Here is an 18,172-nt window from a genome sequence, read left to right as displayed (position 1 = left end):
GATGCCCGCGCCCCCCCCGATCGTCAGGACGTGAGGTTCTCGGCCAGTCCGTCCAGCACGATGCGTGCCGCCGTCGGTCCGGCGTTGAGGTACCACGGGTCGTCGTCGACGGTGACCACGTGCCCCGCCGTCACTGCGCCGAGTCCTGCCCACAGCGGATTGCTCGTGTACGAGTCGGCAGTGACACCCGCCGCTGCCTGCTGAGCGGACACGAAGATCCAGTCGGCGTCGGCCGACGCGATCTCCTCCTCGCTGAAGTCCTGCGACGTCGCGTCGAACTGCTGGCTCGGCGGGCGCGCCAGGCCTGCGTCGTGGGCGACGAAACCGGCGAAGGACGGAATGCCGAACACCCGTGCGCGTTCCGCCGTGAATCGAACGAAGGACACGGTGGGGACCTCGGCACCCAACAACGTGCGCAGCGCCCCGGCGTCCGCGGCGAACTCGTCGAGAAAGCGCTGAGCCTGCTCCGTTCGACCGAGCGCATCGGCCAATAGCAGAAAGTCCTGCTTCCAGTTCACTCCCGTCCCCTCGGTGAGGACGGTGGGCGCGATTGCGGACAGCGTGGGATAGATCTCTCCCGACGCCGCGCTGTTCGCGAGAATCAGATCGGGCTCGATACTCGCGATGGCCTCGAGGTTCACGTTCTGTCGCTGACCGATGTCGACGACCGAGGCAAGCCGGTCGGCGTACTGCGGGAACGCGTCGGCGACGTACTGCGGAACCAGGTCTGCGCCGTCCCCGTACGCGGCACCGGTGGGCACCACGCCGAGGGTCAGCACCGCATCGAGCTGCCCTGTGGCGATCACGACGATCGTGGTGGGTTCGGTCTCGATGTCCGTCGCACCCGCGAAATGACCGATGGTACGGGGGAATTCACCGTCGGGTACTCCCGACGACCCCATACCGTCGGGAACGGTGGTGGGTCCAGGGGCGCCCGAGCCCGAATCCGCGGTGCCGAGCCCCGGTCCGGACGTCACCGATACGGAAGGCGTGGGTCCGGTAGTGGAGCAGGCGGCGCTCACCACCACGGCCGCGGCCAACGACATGGCCAGAAGAAAGCGTGTCACGACGATCCTTCGCCTCGATCGAGTAAGGGGACCCTATCCTTACATATCGCGCGACTGAATCCCGGATCAGGAGAAGGCTGCCTCGAACGCGTCCAGTGCCGCGTCGGGGTCGTGGCGTGCCCACCCCTCGAGTCCCACGACCCCGGTGTACTCGAGTCGACGAAGAGCCGCGGCGACCGCGCTGTAGTTGATCTCGCCGGTTCCCGGCTCGCACCGCCCGGGAACGTCCGCAACTTGGATCTCACCGATGTGGGGAAGCGATTGCTCCACCAGTGCGATCAGATTCCCCTCCCCGATCTGCGCGTGATAGAGGTCCAGATTCATGGTCAGCCAGGGGCTGCCCACCGCCCGCACGAGAGCGAGAGTGTCCGCCGCAGCGGCGAACGGCGTCCCGGGATGGTCGACGGCGAGGTTCAGGTTCTCCAGGGTGAACACCCGGTTCGCCTGCTCGCCCAGATCGGCGACCCGACGCAGAGTGTCCGCGGCGGTCAACCACATCGAGGGCGTCACCGTCTCGACCGGATCCACCGGTAGTCCCTGTCCGTCGAGACCCGTGCCGTGCAGGTTCAATCGCGCACAGTCGAGTCGCGCGGCGACGTCCAGAGATTCGCGGGCGGTCGCGAGCAGTCGTTCGATGCCGTCGGGATCGGTGAGATTTCCGTCGAGGTACCCGGTCATCGACGAGAACACCGCACCGGATGCGGCGAGAGCGTCGATGTCCTTGGTGGCCCAGTTCCAGATCTCCACCTGCAGCCCTCGCGCCGAGATCCGCTGCACGCGTTCGAGAAACGGTAGATCCACGAACAACATCTCCGCGCTGGCGGCGAGCGTGTAGTCCGACATGTCAGTCCCCCAACACCACGGCGGTTCCGGTCTCGACACTGCGGATGCAGGCGAGGGCGATCTCGAGTGCGGTTCGAGCATCGTGCCCCGTGACGAGCGAAGGCGTGCCGAACCGCACCGCGTCGACGAACGCGGTGAATTCACCGATGTAGGCGTCGCGCAGCAGCTCCGTGTCACTGCGAGCCGTGTCGATGTGCGTGCCGGCCGCGCCGTGCACTGTCATCGAGGTGCTGCGGCCGTCCCCGGCGGTCACCATGCCGGCCGATCCGAACACCTCACCGCGCACGTCGTAGCCGTAGAGAGCGCTGAAACTCGCCTCGGCGGTGGCCATGGCTCCGTTGTCGAACTGAACCGTGACCACGGCGGTGTCGAGATGACCGCTCCCGCGAGCGTCGGGACGCACCAAGGCGTCGGCGATGGCCGTGACACGAACCGGACGCGCGCCCGGGTTGAGGAAGCAGAGCGTATCGAAATCGTGGATCAACGTCTCGAGGAAGATCGTCCACGGCGGGATGCGTGCCGGGTCCGCGGTGAAGGGACCGGGGTCGCGGGTCAGCGACCGAAGCAGTTGCGGTGTACCGATCACGCCGTCGTCGATCGCGGATCGGGCCGCGGCGAAAGCCGGGGCGAAGCGCCGATTGAATCCGACCTGCAAGACGATTCCGGCCGCATCGGCCGCGGCAATCGCACGATCTGCGTCGGCGAGGGTGACGGCCATCGGCTTCTCGACGAAGACGTGCTTGCCCGCGGCCGCTGCCGACACGACGAGCTCGGTGTGCGACCGAGCGGGCGCCGCGATCACCACGGCATCGACGGCGTCCGAGGAGAGTGCGGCGTCGACGTCGGTGAACGCGTGCTCCACGTCGAGGGTGTCGGCCACGGACCGCGCCGCTCCGTCGACCGGATCGACCACGGCGACGAGTGCCGCGCCGGGGACCCGCCGAGCGACGATCTCGGCGTGGTTCCTGCCGATGCGGCCGGCGCCGATCAACGCGACACGGACGATGGTGGGTGACGAGGACATGACTTACTCCCGTTCGAAAGCTCAGCTCGAGGCAACTAGTACGTTCTAGTAGGCGGTACGCTAGAGGTATACGCGAGGCCGGTCAACTACCCTCGGCCGAAACGAACGAGGAGGCACACTGTCCGGCAAGGCGCGTGCCCGAGGAACGCGGGGAGACGCTGCTCGCCCCACCATGGCGGATGTGGCACGCGTGGCGGGGGTCTCGCCGGCGTTGGTGTCGATCGTCCTCCGCGGTGTTCCGGGCGCGAGCGAGGAGACGCGGGCTCGCGTCACCGCGATCGCCGACGACATCGGCTACGTCCCGGACCGTCGGGCCCAGAAGTTGAGACAGAATGCGTCGCGCCTGCTCGGCGTCACCTTCGATCTGCACCAACCGTTCCACGGAGATCTGGTCGAACACCTGTATCAGGCCGCGGCGCGCCGCGGGTACGACGTGACGCTCAGTGCGACCGCTCCGACGCGATCCGACGAAGCTGCGTTCCGCTCGCTCGTGACGGAGCGATGCGAGGGGGCGATTCTCCTCGGCGCGATCTCCGGCACGGATGCCGTTGCCGCCCTGCGAGCGTCGATGCCCACCGTGTCCGTCATGAATCACACGGGTGCGGACGGGGTGGGCGTAGTGCGCAGCGACGACGTCGCGGGTGCCGCTCTGGCCGTCGATCATCTCGTGGAACTCGGCCACACGCGCATCGCGCACATCGACGGCGGCGACGCCCCGGGCGCGGCCGACCGGCGACAGGGATTTCTCGACGCGATGACCGCGCACGGCCTGTCTCCGATCGTGCATCCCGGAGGTCCGACGGAAACCGATGGCGCAGAAGCGATCCGACGCCTTCTGACCGACGGGGCCCCCTCCGCCGTCTGCGCCTTCAACGACCGTTGTGCGTCAGGAGTCCTCGACCATCTCGCCCGTGCGGGCGTGGCGGTTCCCGAAGCCCTCGCCGTGGTGGGCTACGACAATTCGCGCCTCGCCCGTATCACCCACGGTGGACTGACATCGATCTCGCAGGACGCGCCGGCGCTCGCCGACGCGGCCGTCGATGCCGCGCTTCGCCAGATCCGGGGCGAGCCTCCGGTCGACACGGTCCTCCGGCCGCACCTGGTGCGCCGCGCGACGACCTGATCGTCGGTCTCGTTCCGGGCGGCATTCACACCGTTACGGCGGAGCCGCAGATACCGCATTCCTCGCTCTCGACCCGCTTCCAGCGAGCGATCGGAACGAAGAACACCGTGATCTGCTTGTACTGCTTCATCCGTGCCCACTGAGTGGTGTTGTGGCACCGCGGACACGTGCGGGTCTCACCGATGCCGGTCTGCCGACGCTTGGTGCCGTACCCGAAGAGAAAGAACATCCGACCAGCGTACGGGGCGGTGGTCCTCGTCGAGAGACACTACCGACGCAGAACGGGCTTTCCGGCGAACAGATTGAGCCATCGCCGATTCCGGGGTTCGAGGAACGTCACGGCGAACACCGCGGAAGCGAGAAGTCCGATACCGGCCTCGGTGTATTTTCCGGCGACGGTCCACGCACCGACCACCGCCACAACGCAGCCGCAGTAGGCGCTCACCAGAAGCATCGCCGGCTCGAGGTGGCGGTGCCGACGGGTCCAGAACACCGTCACCATCAGGACGATCGCACAGAGTGCGTACAACCACCGCGCCCCCGAGAAGCGGTCCGCGATCCCATGGGACGCGATCTGCCAAGCGCTGTACCCGAACAGTGCGAGCACGATCAACGATGTTCTCCGCATCCCGCCTCCTCCGTCGGCATTCCGGCACCAGGTCGGCACAGTGTTGGCTGCCGCGTGCGCTGTCGTTCTGTCGACAGGCGAATCTGCGCCATCAGTCCCACACGATCTTTCCGTGCTCGACGCCGACGGACCATCGTTCGTCGAACAGCGCACCGATGGACAGCGCGAGATCGAGCTCGGCCATCATGTCGCCGAGGGACGACCAGCGAACACTGCCGCTGTCGATGAACGCACCGCTGTACTCGCTCACGCAACCTCGCGCCGGGCCTTCGCGCGTGTCGATCACGAACGTCACGCCGTCGAGGTCGGCAATGACGACGAACCTGTTGTCGTAGCGCCCCGAGGGGCCGCCCGCGAAATCCACCCGCGTGCCGCCGTGTTCGTCGGGATCGAGGTCGACGGCCTCGTCCATCGTGGTCCACATTCGCGAGATCTCCACGCTCTCGGCCGGATCGACCAGCATCGTCGTCGGTAACAGATCCGGATACCGCCAGCACCCGCGATCGAACCAGAATCGAACCGACGGCTCTGCGAGCGCCTCGCCGGGATACCACTCCCCCATGTCGGCCACCCACGACGCGTCCGACGGGGCGGCGGGTTCGACACCATGTGCCGAGAGAACGTCGACGATGTTCGCCCACGATGCCGCCAGCCGCGTCGTTGCTCGTTGCCGCATCCCGTGCGCCGGTTCGTGCGCGGCGCGAAGCCGTCGAAACGTCGCGAACAGCTCGTCCGCGACGACGCGGGCGGTCTTCGAGGTGTCCAGCAGCGCACGGGTTTCGATGACCACTCCGTCCAGGGCGGTCAGCGCGTGAGACGAAGCGTGCGTTGCCAATCCATCGTCCGCACACTTCTCCCGTGCATCGACGACCATCTGCCGATAGCCCTCTGCCGGGTCGTCTGCCTCGTCGGCGATCAGGAACTTGTGGCCCTCCACGGTGACCGTGGCATACCACGCGCTCACGCTCGCCTGCCCTGGATGTTCATCGTGAAAGGGTGTCACAGTCGGCAGACCTCCCGGCGGAAGCGCCATACGCGTGACGGCCGATTCACCGCCGAAATCCGCCTTCGGAATCGATGACCTGACCCGTGATCCAGGACGCTTCATCTGTGCAGAGCCACACGACCAGACGGGCAGCATCATCGGGAACTCCGATGCGCCCGAACGGAAACTGTTCGACCAGTTGTCGTTTCATCGCGTCGGTCATGTAGCCGGTGTCCACGGGACCGGGATTCACGGCGTTGACTCTGATTCCGCTGTCGGCGAGCTCGTCTGCGACCGTTGCAGTCACCCCGGCCAGCCCGGCCTTGGCTGCCGCGTAGGCCACCTCACCCGGCATCGGGCCGCGCTGCTGCCCCGAGGTCATGAACACGATGGAGCCACGCCTACCCACCTCGTGGCGACCGGCGAACGCCCGGGCCAACAAGATCGAGGCCCGCGTGTTGACAGCCCAGTGCCGGTCGAGGCTCTCGGCCGACACGGCGCCGAGTACACCGTCGGACCCGGACAACGCCTGATTGCAGACAACGGCATCCACTCTGCCGAATTCGGCCGTTGCCACGCTCATCAGCTGCTCCGCCGCGTCGGGTTCCGTCAGATCGGCGTGCATGTCGGCCGCGCGGGCCCCCTCGACGAGATGTCGTCGAACGCTGTCGAGCACTGCTGTCTGGTCGTCCCCACCCCAGGGTTGCTCGTGGTCGTGCGGGGCAAAGTGGTGGCACACCACGTTCGCCCCGTACGCAGCCATCCGGCAGGCCACGGCGTGGCCGATACCCCGGCGCCGACTCACCCCGGTCACCACGACCGTGCTGCCCCGGAGCGGAAGAGGATCGCGTCGCATCACGTCCCCAGTACAACAGGCGCGGGGTCGGCGAGCACACGAATATGTCCGGGAGCATGACCTGCCCGCTTTCGCGAACGTGTTCTACTGGTCCGCAGTGGTGGCACGATCGACAGGAGAGACCGGCATGGCCGACGGCGCCCGGTTCGTCCGCCGCATCGGCGTGGCCCGCGACGCACCTCTAGACCGGTACCCCTTCGCTCTTCCTGTGGTGGAACGACTTCGGGATTCAGGAGGTCTGCCGATCCCCGCCGGAGTCACCTTCCTCGTCGGAGAGAACGGGAGCGGCAAGTCCACGGTGGTGGAGGCGCTGGCGGTAGCGATCGGCCTGAACGCCGAGGGCGGCAGCCAGAACTACCGATTCGAGACGCGCAGCAGCGAGTCCGAGTTGAGCCGACATCTCGACGTCGCGTGGGGACCGTCGAAGCCACGCAGCAAGTTCTTCCTCCGCGCGGAGTCCTACTACAACGTCGCCACGGCAACCGAGGAACTCGGCGCACACCAGGTGGGGCTGTTCGGCGGAGTATCACCCCACGAGCGTTCGCACGGTGAGGCTTTCGTCGACGTCCTGCGACATCGATTCGGGCCGCGCGGGCTCTACGTGATGGACGAGCCGGAGGCGGCGCTGTCGCCGCGGGGGTGCATGGCGGTTCTGACCCTGATGGCGCAGCTGGTCGACGACGGATGCCAGCTCGTGGTCGCGACACATTCACCGATTCTCCTGGCACTGCCCGGCGCCACCATCTACGAGATCGACGACGAGGGCGACATCACCGAGGTGGCGTACGACGATGCGGAGACCGTGCGACTGACTCGCACCTTTCTCGACCGTCCGTCGGACTTCCTGAGCATTCTGCTGGACGACGACGGGTGACGCGATCAGGTCTGCGGCCCGCCGCGGGAGCTGACGTGGCGCCTCCGTGACCGCCCGTCGCGACTGCCGAACACACGAACGGTCCGCATCCTTTGTGGATGCGGACCGTGTCTCGCGTGGGGTGTTACGACTGCAGGGCCGGGTAGTCCGTGTATCCCTCGGCCCCGCTGGTGTAGAACGTGCCGGCGTCCGGGGCGTTCAGCGGCAGATCCTCACGCCAGCGGTACACGAGATCCGGGTTCGCGATCGCCGGGCGTCCGACGACGACAGCGTCACCGATCCCGTCGGCCATGATCGCCAGCGCTTCGTCGCGCGTGGTGATCTCACCGAACCCGCTGTTGACCAGGAACGGTCCGCCGAACGCAGTGCGAAGATTCTGCACCAGCTCCCCTGCAGGATTCTTGTGCAGCACACTGAGATACGACAGGCCGAGCGGTGCAATCCGTTCGACGAGGGCACGGTAGGTGGCAAGGACGTCATCGGAATCGGTCTCGAGAGCGTCCTGGATGTTGTGCTCGGGTGAGATACGAATTCCCACTCGGCCGGCACCGATGGCGTCGGCGACTGCTTCGACGACCTCCGCGACGAAGCGGGCGCGGTTCTCGGGAGTGCCTCCGTAGACGTCGTCACGCTGGTTGGATGCCGGGGAGAGGAATTCGTGCAGCAGGTAACCGTTGGCCGAGTGGATCTCCACGCCGTCGAACCCCGCGGCGATCGCGTTCTTCGAGCCCTGCACGAATTCGCCGATGACCGAAGCCAATTCGTCGGTCGCCAGTGCGCGCGGAACGGGGTAGGGCTTCTTGCCGTCGTACGTCCGGGTCTCACCGTCGATGGCGATGGCGCTGGGGCCGACGACCTCACGGCCACCGGTGGTCGCCTCGTGCGTCACCCGGCCGGCGTGCATCACCTGGGCGACGATCAGACCACCCTCGGCATGGACCGCGTCGGTCACGGCTGTCCATCCGGCGATCTGCTCGTCCGTCACCAGTCCCGGCTGGCCGGGAAAACCCTGGCCGGCGTGGCTGGGGTACGCGCCCTCGCTGACGATCAAACCGAGACTTGCGCGCTGACGGTAGTGCTCGACCACCAGGGGGCCGGGGATGCCCTCAGTGCCCGAGCGGACACGGGTGAGCGGAGCCATGACCAGGCGGTTACGCAGCGCCAGGTCCCCGAGCGTGACAGTGGAGAACAACGACATGATTCGACTCTTTCCATCGACTACAAGATCTCGGTGCGGGGTTGCGCACCACGGGTGGCAACCGCGGCGTCTCGTCCGGCCATTCCCGTTCGAGACGTGTGTCACGTGGAAGTGAGCGTCGTGGGACCGTTCGTGAACTCCGGTGTCCAGCGGCGGTGAGTAATGATCGAGGCTATGAGACCGATAGGTCCGATAAGCGCACGCACCGAACGAGGAGACCGCATGACCGCCAGCCGCATGACCTCTGTTCTCGCCGCGACGGTGTCGGCCTTCGCACTGGCGATGAGCTCGTGCTCGACCGAACCGACGCAGACGGTGACCGATCGGCCCAGCGCGTCGACGACCTCCAGCTCTGCGCCACCCACGACCACCGAGACACCCTCGAGCAGTTCCGAGGTCGCGACGTCCGCACCGTCGACCACCACGCCCACCTCGAGCACCCGAACGCAGGAGGAAGTTTCCGACCTGTGGCCGTGGAGCCAACCACGGCCCGATCCCGACTCCGGGACCGTCGATCCCGCCGCGTACGAGACCGCTCCCGGCGCGGTCAACTTCACGACGCCGGACGGGAACGTCCAGTGCGGCATTTTCGGCGCCGGCGCACCCGAGGGGCAGGTCGGCTGCCAGGCAGTCACCGGATCGGCACCGTTCGACGGGCCCGAGTGCACCAACGCGGAGAACGACAAGTATGCCGTCCGCGTCGACAAATCCGGGACGCACCACTTCTGCACGACTCAGGGCATCTACACCGCCCCGGACCCTCGGGTTCTCGACTACTCACAAGTCCTCTCCGCCAACGATGTCGTGTGCGAATCGGACGAGATCATGGACGTCACGTGCTGGGGAACCGGCGGCGCCTTCACCTTCTCGGACGAGTGGAACGTCACCTTCGGCAGGGTGTCGTGACACCGATCGGGACCTGACATTCGACTGGTGTGGGCAATCCATCGGTTGCCGGCTCGGAATCCCGGTGGGCGTGAGCACCCGAACGCCTTATTGTCGAAACCATGACCGAACCGCACCCTCGCCCGGCCACCGACATGGACCGCGTGGCCGAAGAATGGCTCGAGACGATGCTCGACCTGCAACCCGAGTTGCACGTCGAACTCGGCCGCCCCGGTAGAGAATCGGACTACTCCGACCTCTCTCCGGACGGGGTGGCGGCGAGGTACGACGCCGCGCGCATGGCGCTCGCCCGTGTCCGCGATACCGAGCCCGTCGATCCGACCGACACGCTCACGCGCGCGGAATTGATCCGGACGCTCGAACTCGAGGTGGAGCAGACCGACGCCGGATTCTGGCGACGCGATCTCAACGTGATCGCGTCCCCGTGTCAGAGCCTGCGCGACGTCTTCGACCTCATGCCGTCGGAGTCCGTGGACGACTGGGCGCACATCGCTCGGCGCATGAAGAACGTGCCGACGGCCATCTCCGGCTACATCGAATCCCTGCGGTCCGGAATCGACGCGGGCCAGATGCCCGCGATCCGACAGGTGCGCGAAGTCGCCGCACAGGCTCGCCGGAATACTGTGCCGGACAACTTCTTCGCCACACTGTCCACTCGTGGCGACGCGCCCGCGTCCGTCCGATCCGACCTCGCACTCGGTGCCGGCGCCGCGGCCGAGGCGTACGAGTCGCTCACGCGATTCCTGCTGGACGAGTTGGCGCCGCGCGCCCGGGAATCGGATGCCGTGGGGCGAGAACACTACTCGCTGGCGTCCCGAGGTTTCGTCGGCGCCGACATCGATCTCGACGAGACCTACGACTGGGGTGTGAACGAACTCGCCAGGATGGTGGCCGAACAGGAAGCCGTCGCTCGCGAAATCCTGCCCGGCGCACGTGTTGCCGACGCCATCGCCCACCTCGAGTCGGACCCGTCACGGCGACTTCACGGCACCGATGCTCTGCAGGCGTGGATGCAGGAGACCAGTGATCGCGCGGTCGCCGAGCTGGGTCGCACGCATTTCGACATCCCCGAGAAGATGCGGACCCTCGAGTGCCGCATCGCTCCCACGCAGGAGGGCGGGATCTACTACACACCGCCGAGCGACGATTTCGCCCGCGCGGGACGCATGTGGTGGAGCGTGCCCGACGGAGTGACCGAATTCGACACCTGGCGCGAGCTCACCACCGTCTACCACGAAGGCGTTCCCGGACATCATCTCCAGTGCGGTCTCGCCACCTACAACAGCGCCGAGCTCAACGCCTGGCGCCGCATGAACTGGAACTCCGGCCACGGTGAGGGCTGGGCTCTGTACGCCGAGCGCTTGATGGCGGATCTGGGCTACCTCGACGATCCCGCCGATCGATTGGGCATGCTCGACGGGCAGCGGATGCGCGCGGCGCGCGTGGTGGTCGACATCGGCGTGCACCTGGGAAAGCAGAAGCCGGACGGAAGCGGTGTCTGGACCGGCGACGACGCGCTCCCGTTCATGATGCAACACGTGAACATGAACGAGCCCTACGTCCGCTTCGAGGTCAACCGCTACCTCGGGTGGGCCGGGCAAGCCCCGTCGTACAAAGTGGGACAGCGGATGTGGGAACAGCTCAGAGACGACTACGTGGCCGCCCACGGGCCGGATCTGAAAACCTTCCACGGTCGAGCACTCGCCGTCGGGAGCGTCGGATTCGAGTCGCTACGTCACACCGTGCTCGGCTGAGCGGAGCTTCACCCCGGTGTGGTGGCGTGGTCGCGGAACTCTCTCGGTGACCGTCCCGTCCATCTCGTGAAGGCGTGCGAGAAGCTGGCGACGTCGCTGTACCCGAGTTCGTCGGCGATCTCGCCCACCGTCACCGAGCGATCGAGAAGACGCACGGTCGCGCGCTCCCGCAGGAACGCTTGGCGCAGCGCGCGGAAGGTGGTGCCCTCGTTGCCGAGTCGCCGTTTGAGGGTGCTGGTGGAGATGGACAGGCGCCGCGCACAATTCGCGCTGTCCGTGCAGTCCCGATCGGCCTCGAACAGGGAACGCACGGCGTCGGTGCAGGACTTCGTGCGCCGTCCGTCGACAGCTTTCCTCAGTTCCGCTATCCCGAGTTCGTAGGACACGGAGTCGGAGAATCGGCATGCCTCGTCGAGAATCGCCGCCGGCACGAAGACGAACGGTGACGGCGCGTCGAACACGATGCGTCGGGTCGCGTCGTCGTCGAGAACGTCACGCGCCGACGCCGGAATATCGAGGTGGAGTTCGACTGCTTGCGCAGAGCTGGTGAGCATGTCGATCAACCGAAGAAGACTCGACCCGCCGTAGGCGACGGCGATGCTGTCGAGACCGTCGTCGCCGATGCGGCCCGCGAGTCCGATGGTCAGCCCGCGGTCGGTGTGGTGGATGTGCACGGCGAGCGCTGTCGAGATCAGAGGAAGGAATTCGAGCAGTTCGACCATCTCGGCCACCGACCCGGCGCTGATCAGCGGGAGACTGAGGGGGCCGAAGGACGTGGGCTGAACGTATCGCGCGAACGTGGCACCCAGCCGGAATCCCTGTTCCCGATCCAGATCCGGGTAGACCTCTCGGAACCACCGGAGAGGCACCTGACCGTCGCGGGCGATCAGATCCGTCGTGCTGACCGCCTCACGAGCCAGGATGCGTCGGAACGCCGCCTCGGCGCGTTCGCCCAGTGCACCGCTACCGAGAATTTGCGCGAAGGCGAGCGGAGGCACTCCGGACTCCTCGACTCCCATGTGAGCCAAATTAACAACAAATCGACGCATTCGAGCCTGGTTCGGACAGATCCTCGGAGTGAGACTGGGAACACAGTTACTCAGCGAGGAGAACACCATGGCCAACGTCACCTTCGTCACCCACGACGGCGAGAAGCACGAGGCGCCGCTGATCGAGGGCACGTCCCTCATGCGCGTCGCAGTCGACAACGCGATCCCCGGCATCGACGGAGACTGCGGCGGCGAGGCCGCCTGCGGGACCTGTCACGTCGTCGTCGACGACGCATGGAGCGACGTCGTCGGCACCAACGACGAGGTCGAGGAGGACATGCTCGCGATGAACCCCGAGCGCGAGCCGACGTCGCGACTGTCGTGCCAGATGACGGCACGGGAGTCCTGGGACGGTCTGACCGTCCGCGTTCCCGAATTCCAGATCTGAACTGCGGACCGAAGCGAGGAACCATGAGTATTTCCGACACGATCTCGAGCACCGCCCGATCCGTCGTCCCGATGGAGTTGCAGATCCGCGGCGCGCATCTCTACGACAAGACACGCCGCATCGTGACCCGCACCGACGGTGAGGTCATGTTCACCGAGACTCCGATTCCCCCGGTCGACGAGGTCGATCTCGCCGATATCGATCTGAGCAATCCGTTCCTCTACCGCCAGGGGCGCTGGAAGTCGTACTTCGAGCGCGTGCGCAACGAGGCGCCGGTGCACTTCCAACCGAACAGCCCGTTCGGGCCGTTCTGGTCGGTCACCCGGCACGCGGACATCATCGCCGTCGACAAGAACCACAAGGTGTTCTCGGCCGAGCCGTTCATCGTCATCGGCACGCCGCCACGCTTCATGGACGTCGCGATGTTCATCGCGATGGATCCCCCTCGTCACGACACGCAGCGTGCGGCGGTTCAAGGGGTCGTGGCTCCGAAGAACCTGCGCGAGATGGAAAGCCTGATCCGCTCACGGGTGTGTGAGGTCCTCGACGACCTGCCCGTGAACGAGCCGTTCGACTGGGTTCGCACCGTCTCGAAGGAACTCACCGCACGAATGCTGGCCACGCTCCTGGATTTTCCATACGAGCAGCGACACAAGCTCGTCGAATGGTCGGACCTCGCCACGGCGATGGAACAGACCAACGGCGGCCCCTCGGACAACGACGAGGTGTTCCGCGCGATGGCCGACGCCGCCAAGGGTCTGAGCAGCCTCTGGCACAGCAAGGCCGCGCGAACAGCAGCAGGAGAGGAACCCGGGTTCGACCTGATCTCGTTGCTGCAGGCCAACGACGAGACGAAGGACCTCATCGACCGGCCGATGGAATTCCTCGGTAACCTCACCCTTCTCATCGTCGGCGGGAACGACACCACCCGTAATTCGATGAGCGGTGGAGTGTTGGCGCTCAACGAGTTTCCCGATCAGTTCGAGAAGCTCAAGGCGAATCCCGACCTCGTGCCCGGCATGGTGTCCGAGATCATCCGCTGGCAGACCCCGCTGGCGTACATGCGCAGGATCGCGAAAGAAGACACCATCCTCAACGGCCAGTTCATCCGCAAGGGCGACAAGGTGGTCATGTGGTACGCCTCCGGGAACCGTGACGAGCGAGTGTTCGACCGGCCGGACGATTTCATCATCGACCGCAAGAACGCCCGCAATCACATCGCCTTCGGGTTCGGCGTGCACCGGTGCATGGGCAACCGGCTCGCCGAGATGCAGCTCCGCATTCTCTGGGAGGAATTGCTGGTTCGGTTCGAGAACATCGAGGTGGTCGGGCAGCCCGAGTACGTGCAGTCGAACTTCGTGCGAGGCATCGCCGAGATGATGGTCACCCTCACACCCAAGGCGCAGGAGGGGTGACCGCCGATCGTGCCGTGATCATCGGCGCCAGCCATGCCGGTGCCCAGCTGGCCGCGCACCTGCGGCGCGAGAAGTGGTCCGGCGAGGTACTCCTCATCGGCGACGAGAAGACGCTGCCGTACCAGCGTCCCGCGTTGTCGAAGGCGTACCTGGCCGGCACCTCCACCCTCGATGCCCTGGCGATCCGTGGAGCGGACTTCTACGCAAAGCAGAACATCGAGTTGGTCGACGGAACCGTGACCGGCATCGACCGCGACGCCCGCACCGTCACACTCGACACCGGCGTCACGCAGTCCTACAGCACGCTCGCACTCTGCACCGGGGCACGGACTCGCCGATTGACCACGCCCGGAGCGGATCTGGCGGGAATCCACTACTTGCGCACTGCCGCCGACTCCGTCTCACTGCGCTCCGCCGCGACACCGGGAAAGCGAGTGGTCGTCGTGGGCGGTGGGTACATCGGCCTGGAGACCGCAGCGTCGCTGACGGCGCTGGGTCTGCACGTCACCGTCGTCGAGGCCGCCGACCGTGTGCTGCAACGTGTCACGGCACCCGAGGTCTCGGCGTTCTTCACCCGGATCCACCGCGAGGCCGGCGTCGTCATCCGGACGCAGGCATCCGTCGAGGAATTCCGTGGCGACAGCTCGGTACGCGAGGTCGTGCTGGCGGGCGGAGAGGCGCTGCCCGCCGACCTGGTCGTCGTCGGAGTGGGCATCGTCCCCAACACCGAGCTCGCCGAAGCGGCGGGACTGGCCGTCGACGACGGGATCCTCATCGACGATCGCGCTCGCACCAGCGATCCCGATATCGTCGCCGCCGGAGACTGCGCCACGTACGTCATTCCTCGCTACTCGTGCCGCCACCGGCTCGAATGTGTGTCCGCCGCCAACGAACACGCGAAGGTGGCGGCGTCGACCATGAGCGGGGGGTCGGCCACCATGGCAGCACTCCCCTGGTTCTGGTCCGACCAGTACGACCTCAAATTGCAGATCGCCGGACTCAACACCGGGTACGACGAGGTGATCGTCGACGGCGACCCCGAACACGATCGTGACTTCACCTGCTACTACCTGCGGAGCGGCGAACTCATCGCCGCGGACTGCATCAATCGGCCGCGGGATTTCATGACCAGCAAGAAGGTGATCACCGAGAAGTCGACGGTCGATCGGGGTGAGTTGGTCCGCGGCGGAACGTGATCGACGCTCGGTCGGCGCGTCAGGACATCGGCGGGTCGCGGCGCAGGCTCGTGTAGCTCACGCCGGTCAGGTCCTCGGACAGGTTCCACAACTGTGTCGCGAGTTTGAGATCACGGGAGCGCCGGCTGGACGAGACCACCGTCGGATACCCGCGCATTTCTCGGAAGCCGTCGGGTCCGATGTAGGAGCCTCCCTCGACTCCGCTCGCCGTGGCGGCGTACAGCTGCGGCAACGCTCCCATGCGCGAGTTCTGACCGACGAGTCGCGCTCCCGACGACAGGACCTTGTCGAAGATCGACTCGGTGTGCGAGGCGAGATTCGTGGACGATACACCCGGGTGCGCCGCCACGGAGACGACCTCCGAACGAGCCTCTTCCAGGCGGCGCTGGAGCTTGTAGGCGAACAACAGATTCGCCAGCTTGGACTGCCCGTACGCCGCCCAGCGACTGTATCGACGGCGCTCGAAGTTCGGATCGTCGAGCGAGATGTCACCGTTGGTGTGCGCGAGGCTCGCCAGGGTGACGATGCGAGTGGACACCCGATCGACGAGCAGACCAGTGAGCGCGAAGTGGCCCAGGTGGTTGGTGCCGAACTGCATCTCGAAGCCGTCGACCGTCTTATTGTGCGGCAGCGCCATCACACCTGCGTTGTTGACGAGCACGTCGAAGCGTTCGGTCGCGTCGGCAAAACGCCGCACGGATGCGAGGTCCGCGAGATCGAGTTCCCGAACAGTCGCGTTGGACCCGATCTCCTGCGCGACCTGCCGACCCTTGTCGGTGTTGCGGCACGCGAGCACCACCTCCGCTCCCGCGTCGCCCAGGGCTCGTGCGGTGGCAGCACCGAGACCACTGTTGGCGCCGGTCACGACGAATCGTCGGCCCGTCTGATCGGGAATGTCTGCGGTAGTCCAGTGCGACGTCACCTGCGCGAGCGTAGTCGGACGTCGGTAATGCCGGTCGGACTCGTATTCAAGTACGCCATGTGGCACGACGCAGATCGGTAGAACTCATCCCCGATGACCTAGTATCTCGATTGTCGAGATACTAGGTTGCGACGCGATCCGAGACCTTTCTATCGACCGCTGAACCGCGGAAATGCAGTGCCCCCAGTCGGACTCGAACCGACACTGGGCGGATTTTAAGTCCCTGGAAGTGGATCCAGGCGCACTCGCATGGACGAGCATTGTCGTTGCATTGCAACCTTTTTCGTTCATCTTCGGCCAACGCAGTCCAGGGACGACTGTACCCACTTGTGACACCCTCGTGACACCGAACCTCCGTCGACTCTCCGACGTCGGACAGTCCTGGCCGATCACACACAGTCACGGCATTGGGTGGACGGGGATCAGGAACGCTGTCACGACCCCTGCACGGACTTGTGACAAGAGGAACGCCTCGCGGACACACTCAACGCGATCGCTACTATCACCGCACCACATAGATCACCATCGAATTTGGCGTGCTACCACGGCGGATTTGAGCACTGCACATCTAGGCGCTGTCTCGCAGCGCGAACTCTTCTCGCGCGCGCTGCAGCCGGCGATAACATTGAGCATCGCTGGAGATTCGTCGGAAGGCGTATCTCTGGCCGTGGCCGCCGTCAGAGAGCTGGAATCCCAATGCGCTGAGCAGATCCGCTTCAGTATCGATAGCAGTCAGCAGGATTGAGTCCAGTTCCGAGGCCGCGAGTGCCGTGCGGACATCCGGGATGTTCTCGTAGAAGGCAACGCGTTTGCCCCAATTTTCCGCGATGTAATCATTCCAGTTCTGTCTCGAATGGCTCGACAGAGCTGATAAATCGGGCGTAGGGCTAGAGTTATATCCGGCAACGTATGCAAGGTGCTTGGTCAGCCAATCTTGCGTGGACATGACTGCGTCGTGAAACTTCTCAATGTCTGAGTTGGCCGGGTCGACCAAGGCATTCATGAGTTCGCAGTTCAGCCAGAACATTGCGTCGTCCATGTAATCCACGTCGCCCGTCAATGCGACCGGATACGCAAGGTCAGCGAGCGCACGCTCAATCCGAAGTTCATCGATGGCCAGGGCGCCGAGGCACATCAGCTGCCAACGCCACTCGGAGTCAACGAGGTGCTGGCGGCCTCTGAGCCCCTCGCCGCGTTTGCCGAGTTTGACGTGGCCGGCCTCATGGGCCGCGAGCCTCTCCAGTAGGAGGTTGTCACGGTTGCGAAGTTCAGGTGCGTTGAAGACGATGACGTCGCCTTCAGGTGTATGGGTCGTCTTTGCAGCAACGATTCCCGCTCCCCTGCCGGCCGAGTAGGCGGGGTTCTCGGTGAGTCGCTGAACGGTGCCGACGAAGTCATCCACGATCGCGACCCGGGCGTCCGGCTCTGACATTGCAGTCAACCCCGCTTCAATCGCGGTCAGCTGATCCTCGCGGAAACCTACACCAGTGACCTCAGCTTGCATTCGGCACCTACTCCGTTCACCGGGCCCGAAGCGGACGCTCCAGGATTCAGTGTTCAGCATAGGTTTCGGCACCGACAGGACCTGCGGCGTTAGTCCCGCCCGACAGATCTGGAGGCGAGTACCGAGCCTCTTACAGACACCCGCCTATTGAAGAGGCTTGGGAAACAAGACCAGAAACCGAGACCGTTCGTAATTCCCATCAACTGCTTACCGAGGCCGCTAGCATCGGTGGACGACCGCAGACGACTACCACAGCGGCCCGGGACTCCACCAATACCGAGCTAGTTGCGAGGGTCCGTTGATCGCATGACCGAGTGCGGCGCTGCCGGCACCGGCCGATAGCACGACGAACTCGAATAATGCGGGTTACCAGTAACGCTCTTGTTGCGCTCCTGTCGTATCGCTTTCCAACCGATATCGTCATGGACCGCGTTTTCAAA

General features: G+C 65.6%; 18 protein-coding genes. 7 read left to right on the top strand and 11 right to left on the bottom strand.

Going from position 1 to position 18,172, the window contains the following annotated elements; genetic code table 11:
* Nucleotides 1-23: 23 nt before the first annotated feature.
* From ACY466_RS07375 to ACY466_RS07365, 3 genes are all read right to left on the bottom strand, one after another.
* Nucleotides 24-1,067, bottom strand: a complete 1,044-nt coding sequence (locus ACY466_RS07375; RefSeq protein WP_463251130.1) for an iron-siderophore ABC transporter substrate-binding protein — start codon at nt 1,065-1,067, stop codon at nt 24-26.
* A 66-nt stretch (nt 1,068-1,133) separates the two neighbouring features.
* Nucleotides 1,134-1,910: a TIM barrel protein gene (locus tag ACY466_RS07370; protein WP_463251127.1), complete on the bottom strand. Its 777-nt coding sequence runs from the start codon at nt 1,908-1,910 to the stop codon at nt 1,134-1,136.
* A 1-nt stretch (nt 1,911) separates the two neighbouring features.
* A complete protein-coding gene (locus tag ACY466_RS07365; RefSeq protein WP_463251124.1) occupies nt 1,912-2,934 on the bottom strand; it encodes a Gfo/Idh/MocA family oxidoreductase in 1,023 nt (340 codons plus the stop codon).
* 172 nt (nt 2,935-3,106) lie between these two features.
* On the opposite strand from ACY466_RS07365, the gene ACY466_RS07360 reads away from it, so the two are divergent.
* The gene (locus ACY466_RS07360; protein WP_463251122.1) at nt 3,107-4,057 is read left to right on the top strand and encodes a LacI family DNA-binding transcriptional regulator; all 951 of its coding nucleotides are present in this window, start codon (nt 3,107-3,109) and stop codon (nt 4,055-4,057) included.
* A 25-nt stretch (nt 4,058-4,082) separates the two neighbouring features.
* On the opposite strand, the gene ACY466_RS07355 is transcribed toward ACY466_RS07360, so the two are convergent.
* The 4 genes from ACY466_RS07355 to ACY466_RS07340 form a co-directional block, all read right to left on the bottom strand.
* Nucleotides 4,083-4,286, bottom strand: a complete 204-nt coding sequence (locus ACY466_RS07355) for a zinc-ribbon domain-containing protein (RefSeq protein WP_463251120.1) — start codon at nt 4,284-4,286, stop codon at nt 4,083-4,085.
* Nucleotides 4,287-4,325: 39 nt separating this feature from the next.
* Nucleotides 4,326-4,685, bottom strand: coding sequence for a hypothetical protein (locus ACY466_RS07350; RefSeq protein WP_463251118.1), 360 nt, complete (start codon nt 4,683-4,685; stop codon nt 4,326-4,328).
* Nucleotides 4,686-4,776: 91 nt separating this feature from the next.
* A complete protein-coding gene (locus ACY466_RS07345) occupies nt 4,777-5,649 on the bottom strand; it encodes a hypothetical protein (protein ID WP_463251116.1) in 873 nt (290 codons plus the stop codon).
* An 85-nt stretch (nt 5,650-5,734) separates the two neighbouring features.
* Entirely contained in the window at nt 5,735-6,526 is a 792-nt protein-coding gene (locus ACY466_RS07340) for an SDR family oxidoreductase (protein ID WP_463251114.1), read from the bottom strand.
* Nucleotides 6,527-6,653: 127 nt separating this feature from the next.
* On the opposite strand from ACY466_RS07340, the gene ACY466_RS07335 reads away from it, so the two are divergent.
* Nucleotides 6,654-7,400, top strand: coding sequence for an AAA family ATPase (locus tag ACY466_RS07335; protein WP_463251112.1), 747 nt, complete (start codon nt 6,654-6,656; stop codon nt 7,398-7,400).
* A gap of 124 nt (nt 7,401-7,524) precedes the next feature.
* On the opposite strand, the gene ACY466_RS07330 is transcribed toward ACY466_RS07335, so the two are convergent.
* Nucleotides 7,525-8,598, bottom strand: coding sequence for an alkene reductase (locus tag ACY466_RS07330; protein WP_463251110.1), 1,074 nt, complete (start codon nt 8,596-8,598; stop codon nt 7,525-7,527).
* Nucleotides 8,599-8,820: 222 nt separating this feature from the next.
* Between ACY466_RS07330 and ACY466_RS07325 the strand changes: the two genes are divergently transcribed.
* On the top strand, nt 8,821-9,504 hold the full coding sequence (locus ACY466_RS07325) for a hypothetical protein (protein ID WP_463251109.1): 684 nt from the start codon (nt 8,821-8,823) through the stop codon (nt 9,502-9,504).
* A 101-nt stretch (nt 9,505-9,605) separates the two neighbouring features.
* Nucleotides 9,606-11,258: a DUF885 domain-containing protein gene (locus tag ACY466_RS07320; protein WP_463251107.1), complete on the top strand. Its 1,653-nt coding sequence runs from the start codon at nt 9,606-9,608 to the stop codon at nt 11,256-11,258.
* Nucleotides 11,259-11,266: 8 nt separating this feature from the next.
* Here the strand turns inward: ACY466_RS07320 and ACY466_RS07315 are convergent, their stop codons facing one another.
* A complete protein-coding gene (locus ACY466_RS07315; RefSeq protein ID WP_463251105.1) occupies nt 11,267-12,277 on the bottom strand; it encodes a helix-turn-helix domain-containing protein in 1,011 nt (336 codons plus the stop codon).
* A gap of 97 nt (nt 12,278-12,374) precedes the next feature.
* On the opposite strand from ACY466_RS07315, the gene ACY466_RS07310 reads away from it, so the two are divergent.
* The 3 genes from ACY466_RS07310 to ACY466_RS07300 are packed head-to-tail and all read left to right on the top strand — an operon-like array spanning nt 12,375 to nt 15,306.
* Nucleotides 12,375-12,695, top strand: a complete 321-nt coding sequence (locus ACY466_RS07310; RefSeq protein ID WP_463251103.1) for a 2Fe-2S iron-sulfur cluster-binding protein — start codon at nt 12,375-12,377, stop codon at nt 12,693-12,695.
* Nucleotides 12,696-12,718: 23 nt separating this feature from the next.
* Nucleotides 12,719-14,110 (top strand): cytochrome P450, encoded by a 1,392-nt coding sequence (locus ACY466_RS07305; protein WP_463251101.1) that lies wholly within the window; start codon nt 12,719-12,721, stop codon nt 14,108-14,110.
* On the top strand, nt 14,107-15,306 hold the full coding sequence (locus ACY466_RS07300; protein WP_463251099.1) for an NAD(P)/FAD-dependent oxidoreductase: 1,200 nt from the start codon (nt 14,107-14,109) through the stop codon (nt 15,304-15,306). The genes ACY466_RS07305 and ACY466_RS07300 overlap by 4 nt, the downstream gene beginning before the upstream one ends.
* Nucleotides 15,307-15,325: 19 nt before the next feature.
* Here ACY466_RS07300 and ACY466_RS07295 read toward each other — a convergent pair whose 3' ends face one another.
* Together ACY466_RS07295 and ACY466_RS07290 are read right to left on the bottom strand one after the other, a co-directional pair.
* Entirely contained in the window at nt 15,326-16,228 is a 903-nt protein-coding gene (locus ACY466_RS07295) for an oxidoreductase (protein ID WP_463251097.1), read from the bottom strand.
* 568 nt (nt 16,229-16,796) lie between these two features.
* Nucleotides 16,797-17,732: a hypothetical protein gene (locus ACY466_RS07290; protein WP_463251095.1), complete on the bottom strand. Its 936-nt coding sequence runs from the start codon at nt 17,730-17,732 to the stop codon at nt 16,797-16,799.
* Nucleotides 17,733-18,172 lie beyond the last annotated feature (440 nt).

It is taken from the genome of Rhodococcus sp. K11/5, from assembly GCF_055193735.1.
Note: the sequence above shows the minus strand (reverse complement) of the source record. Positions and strands in the feature narration are given on the sequence as shown.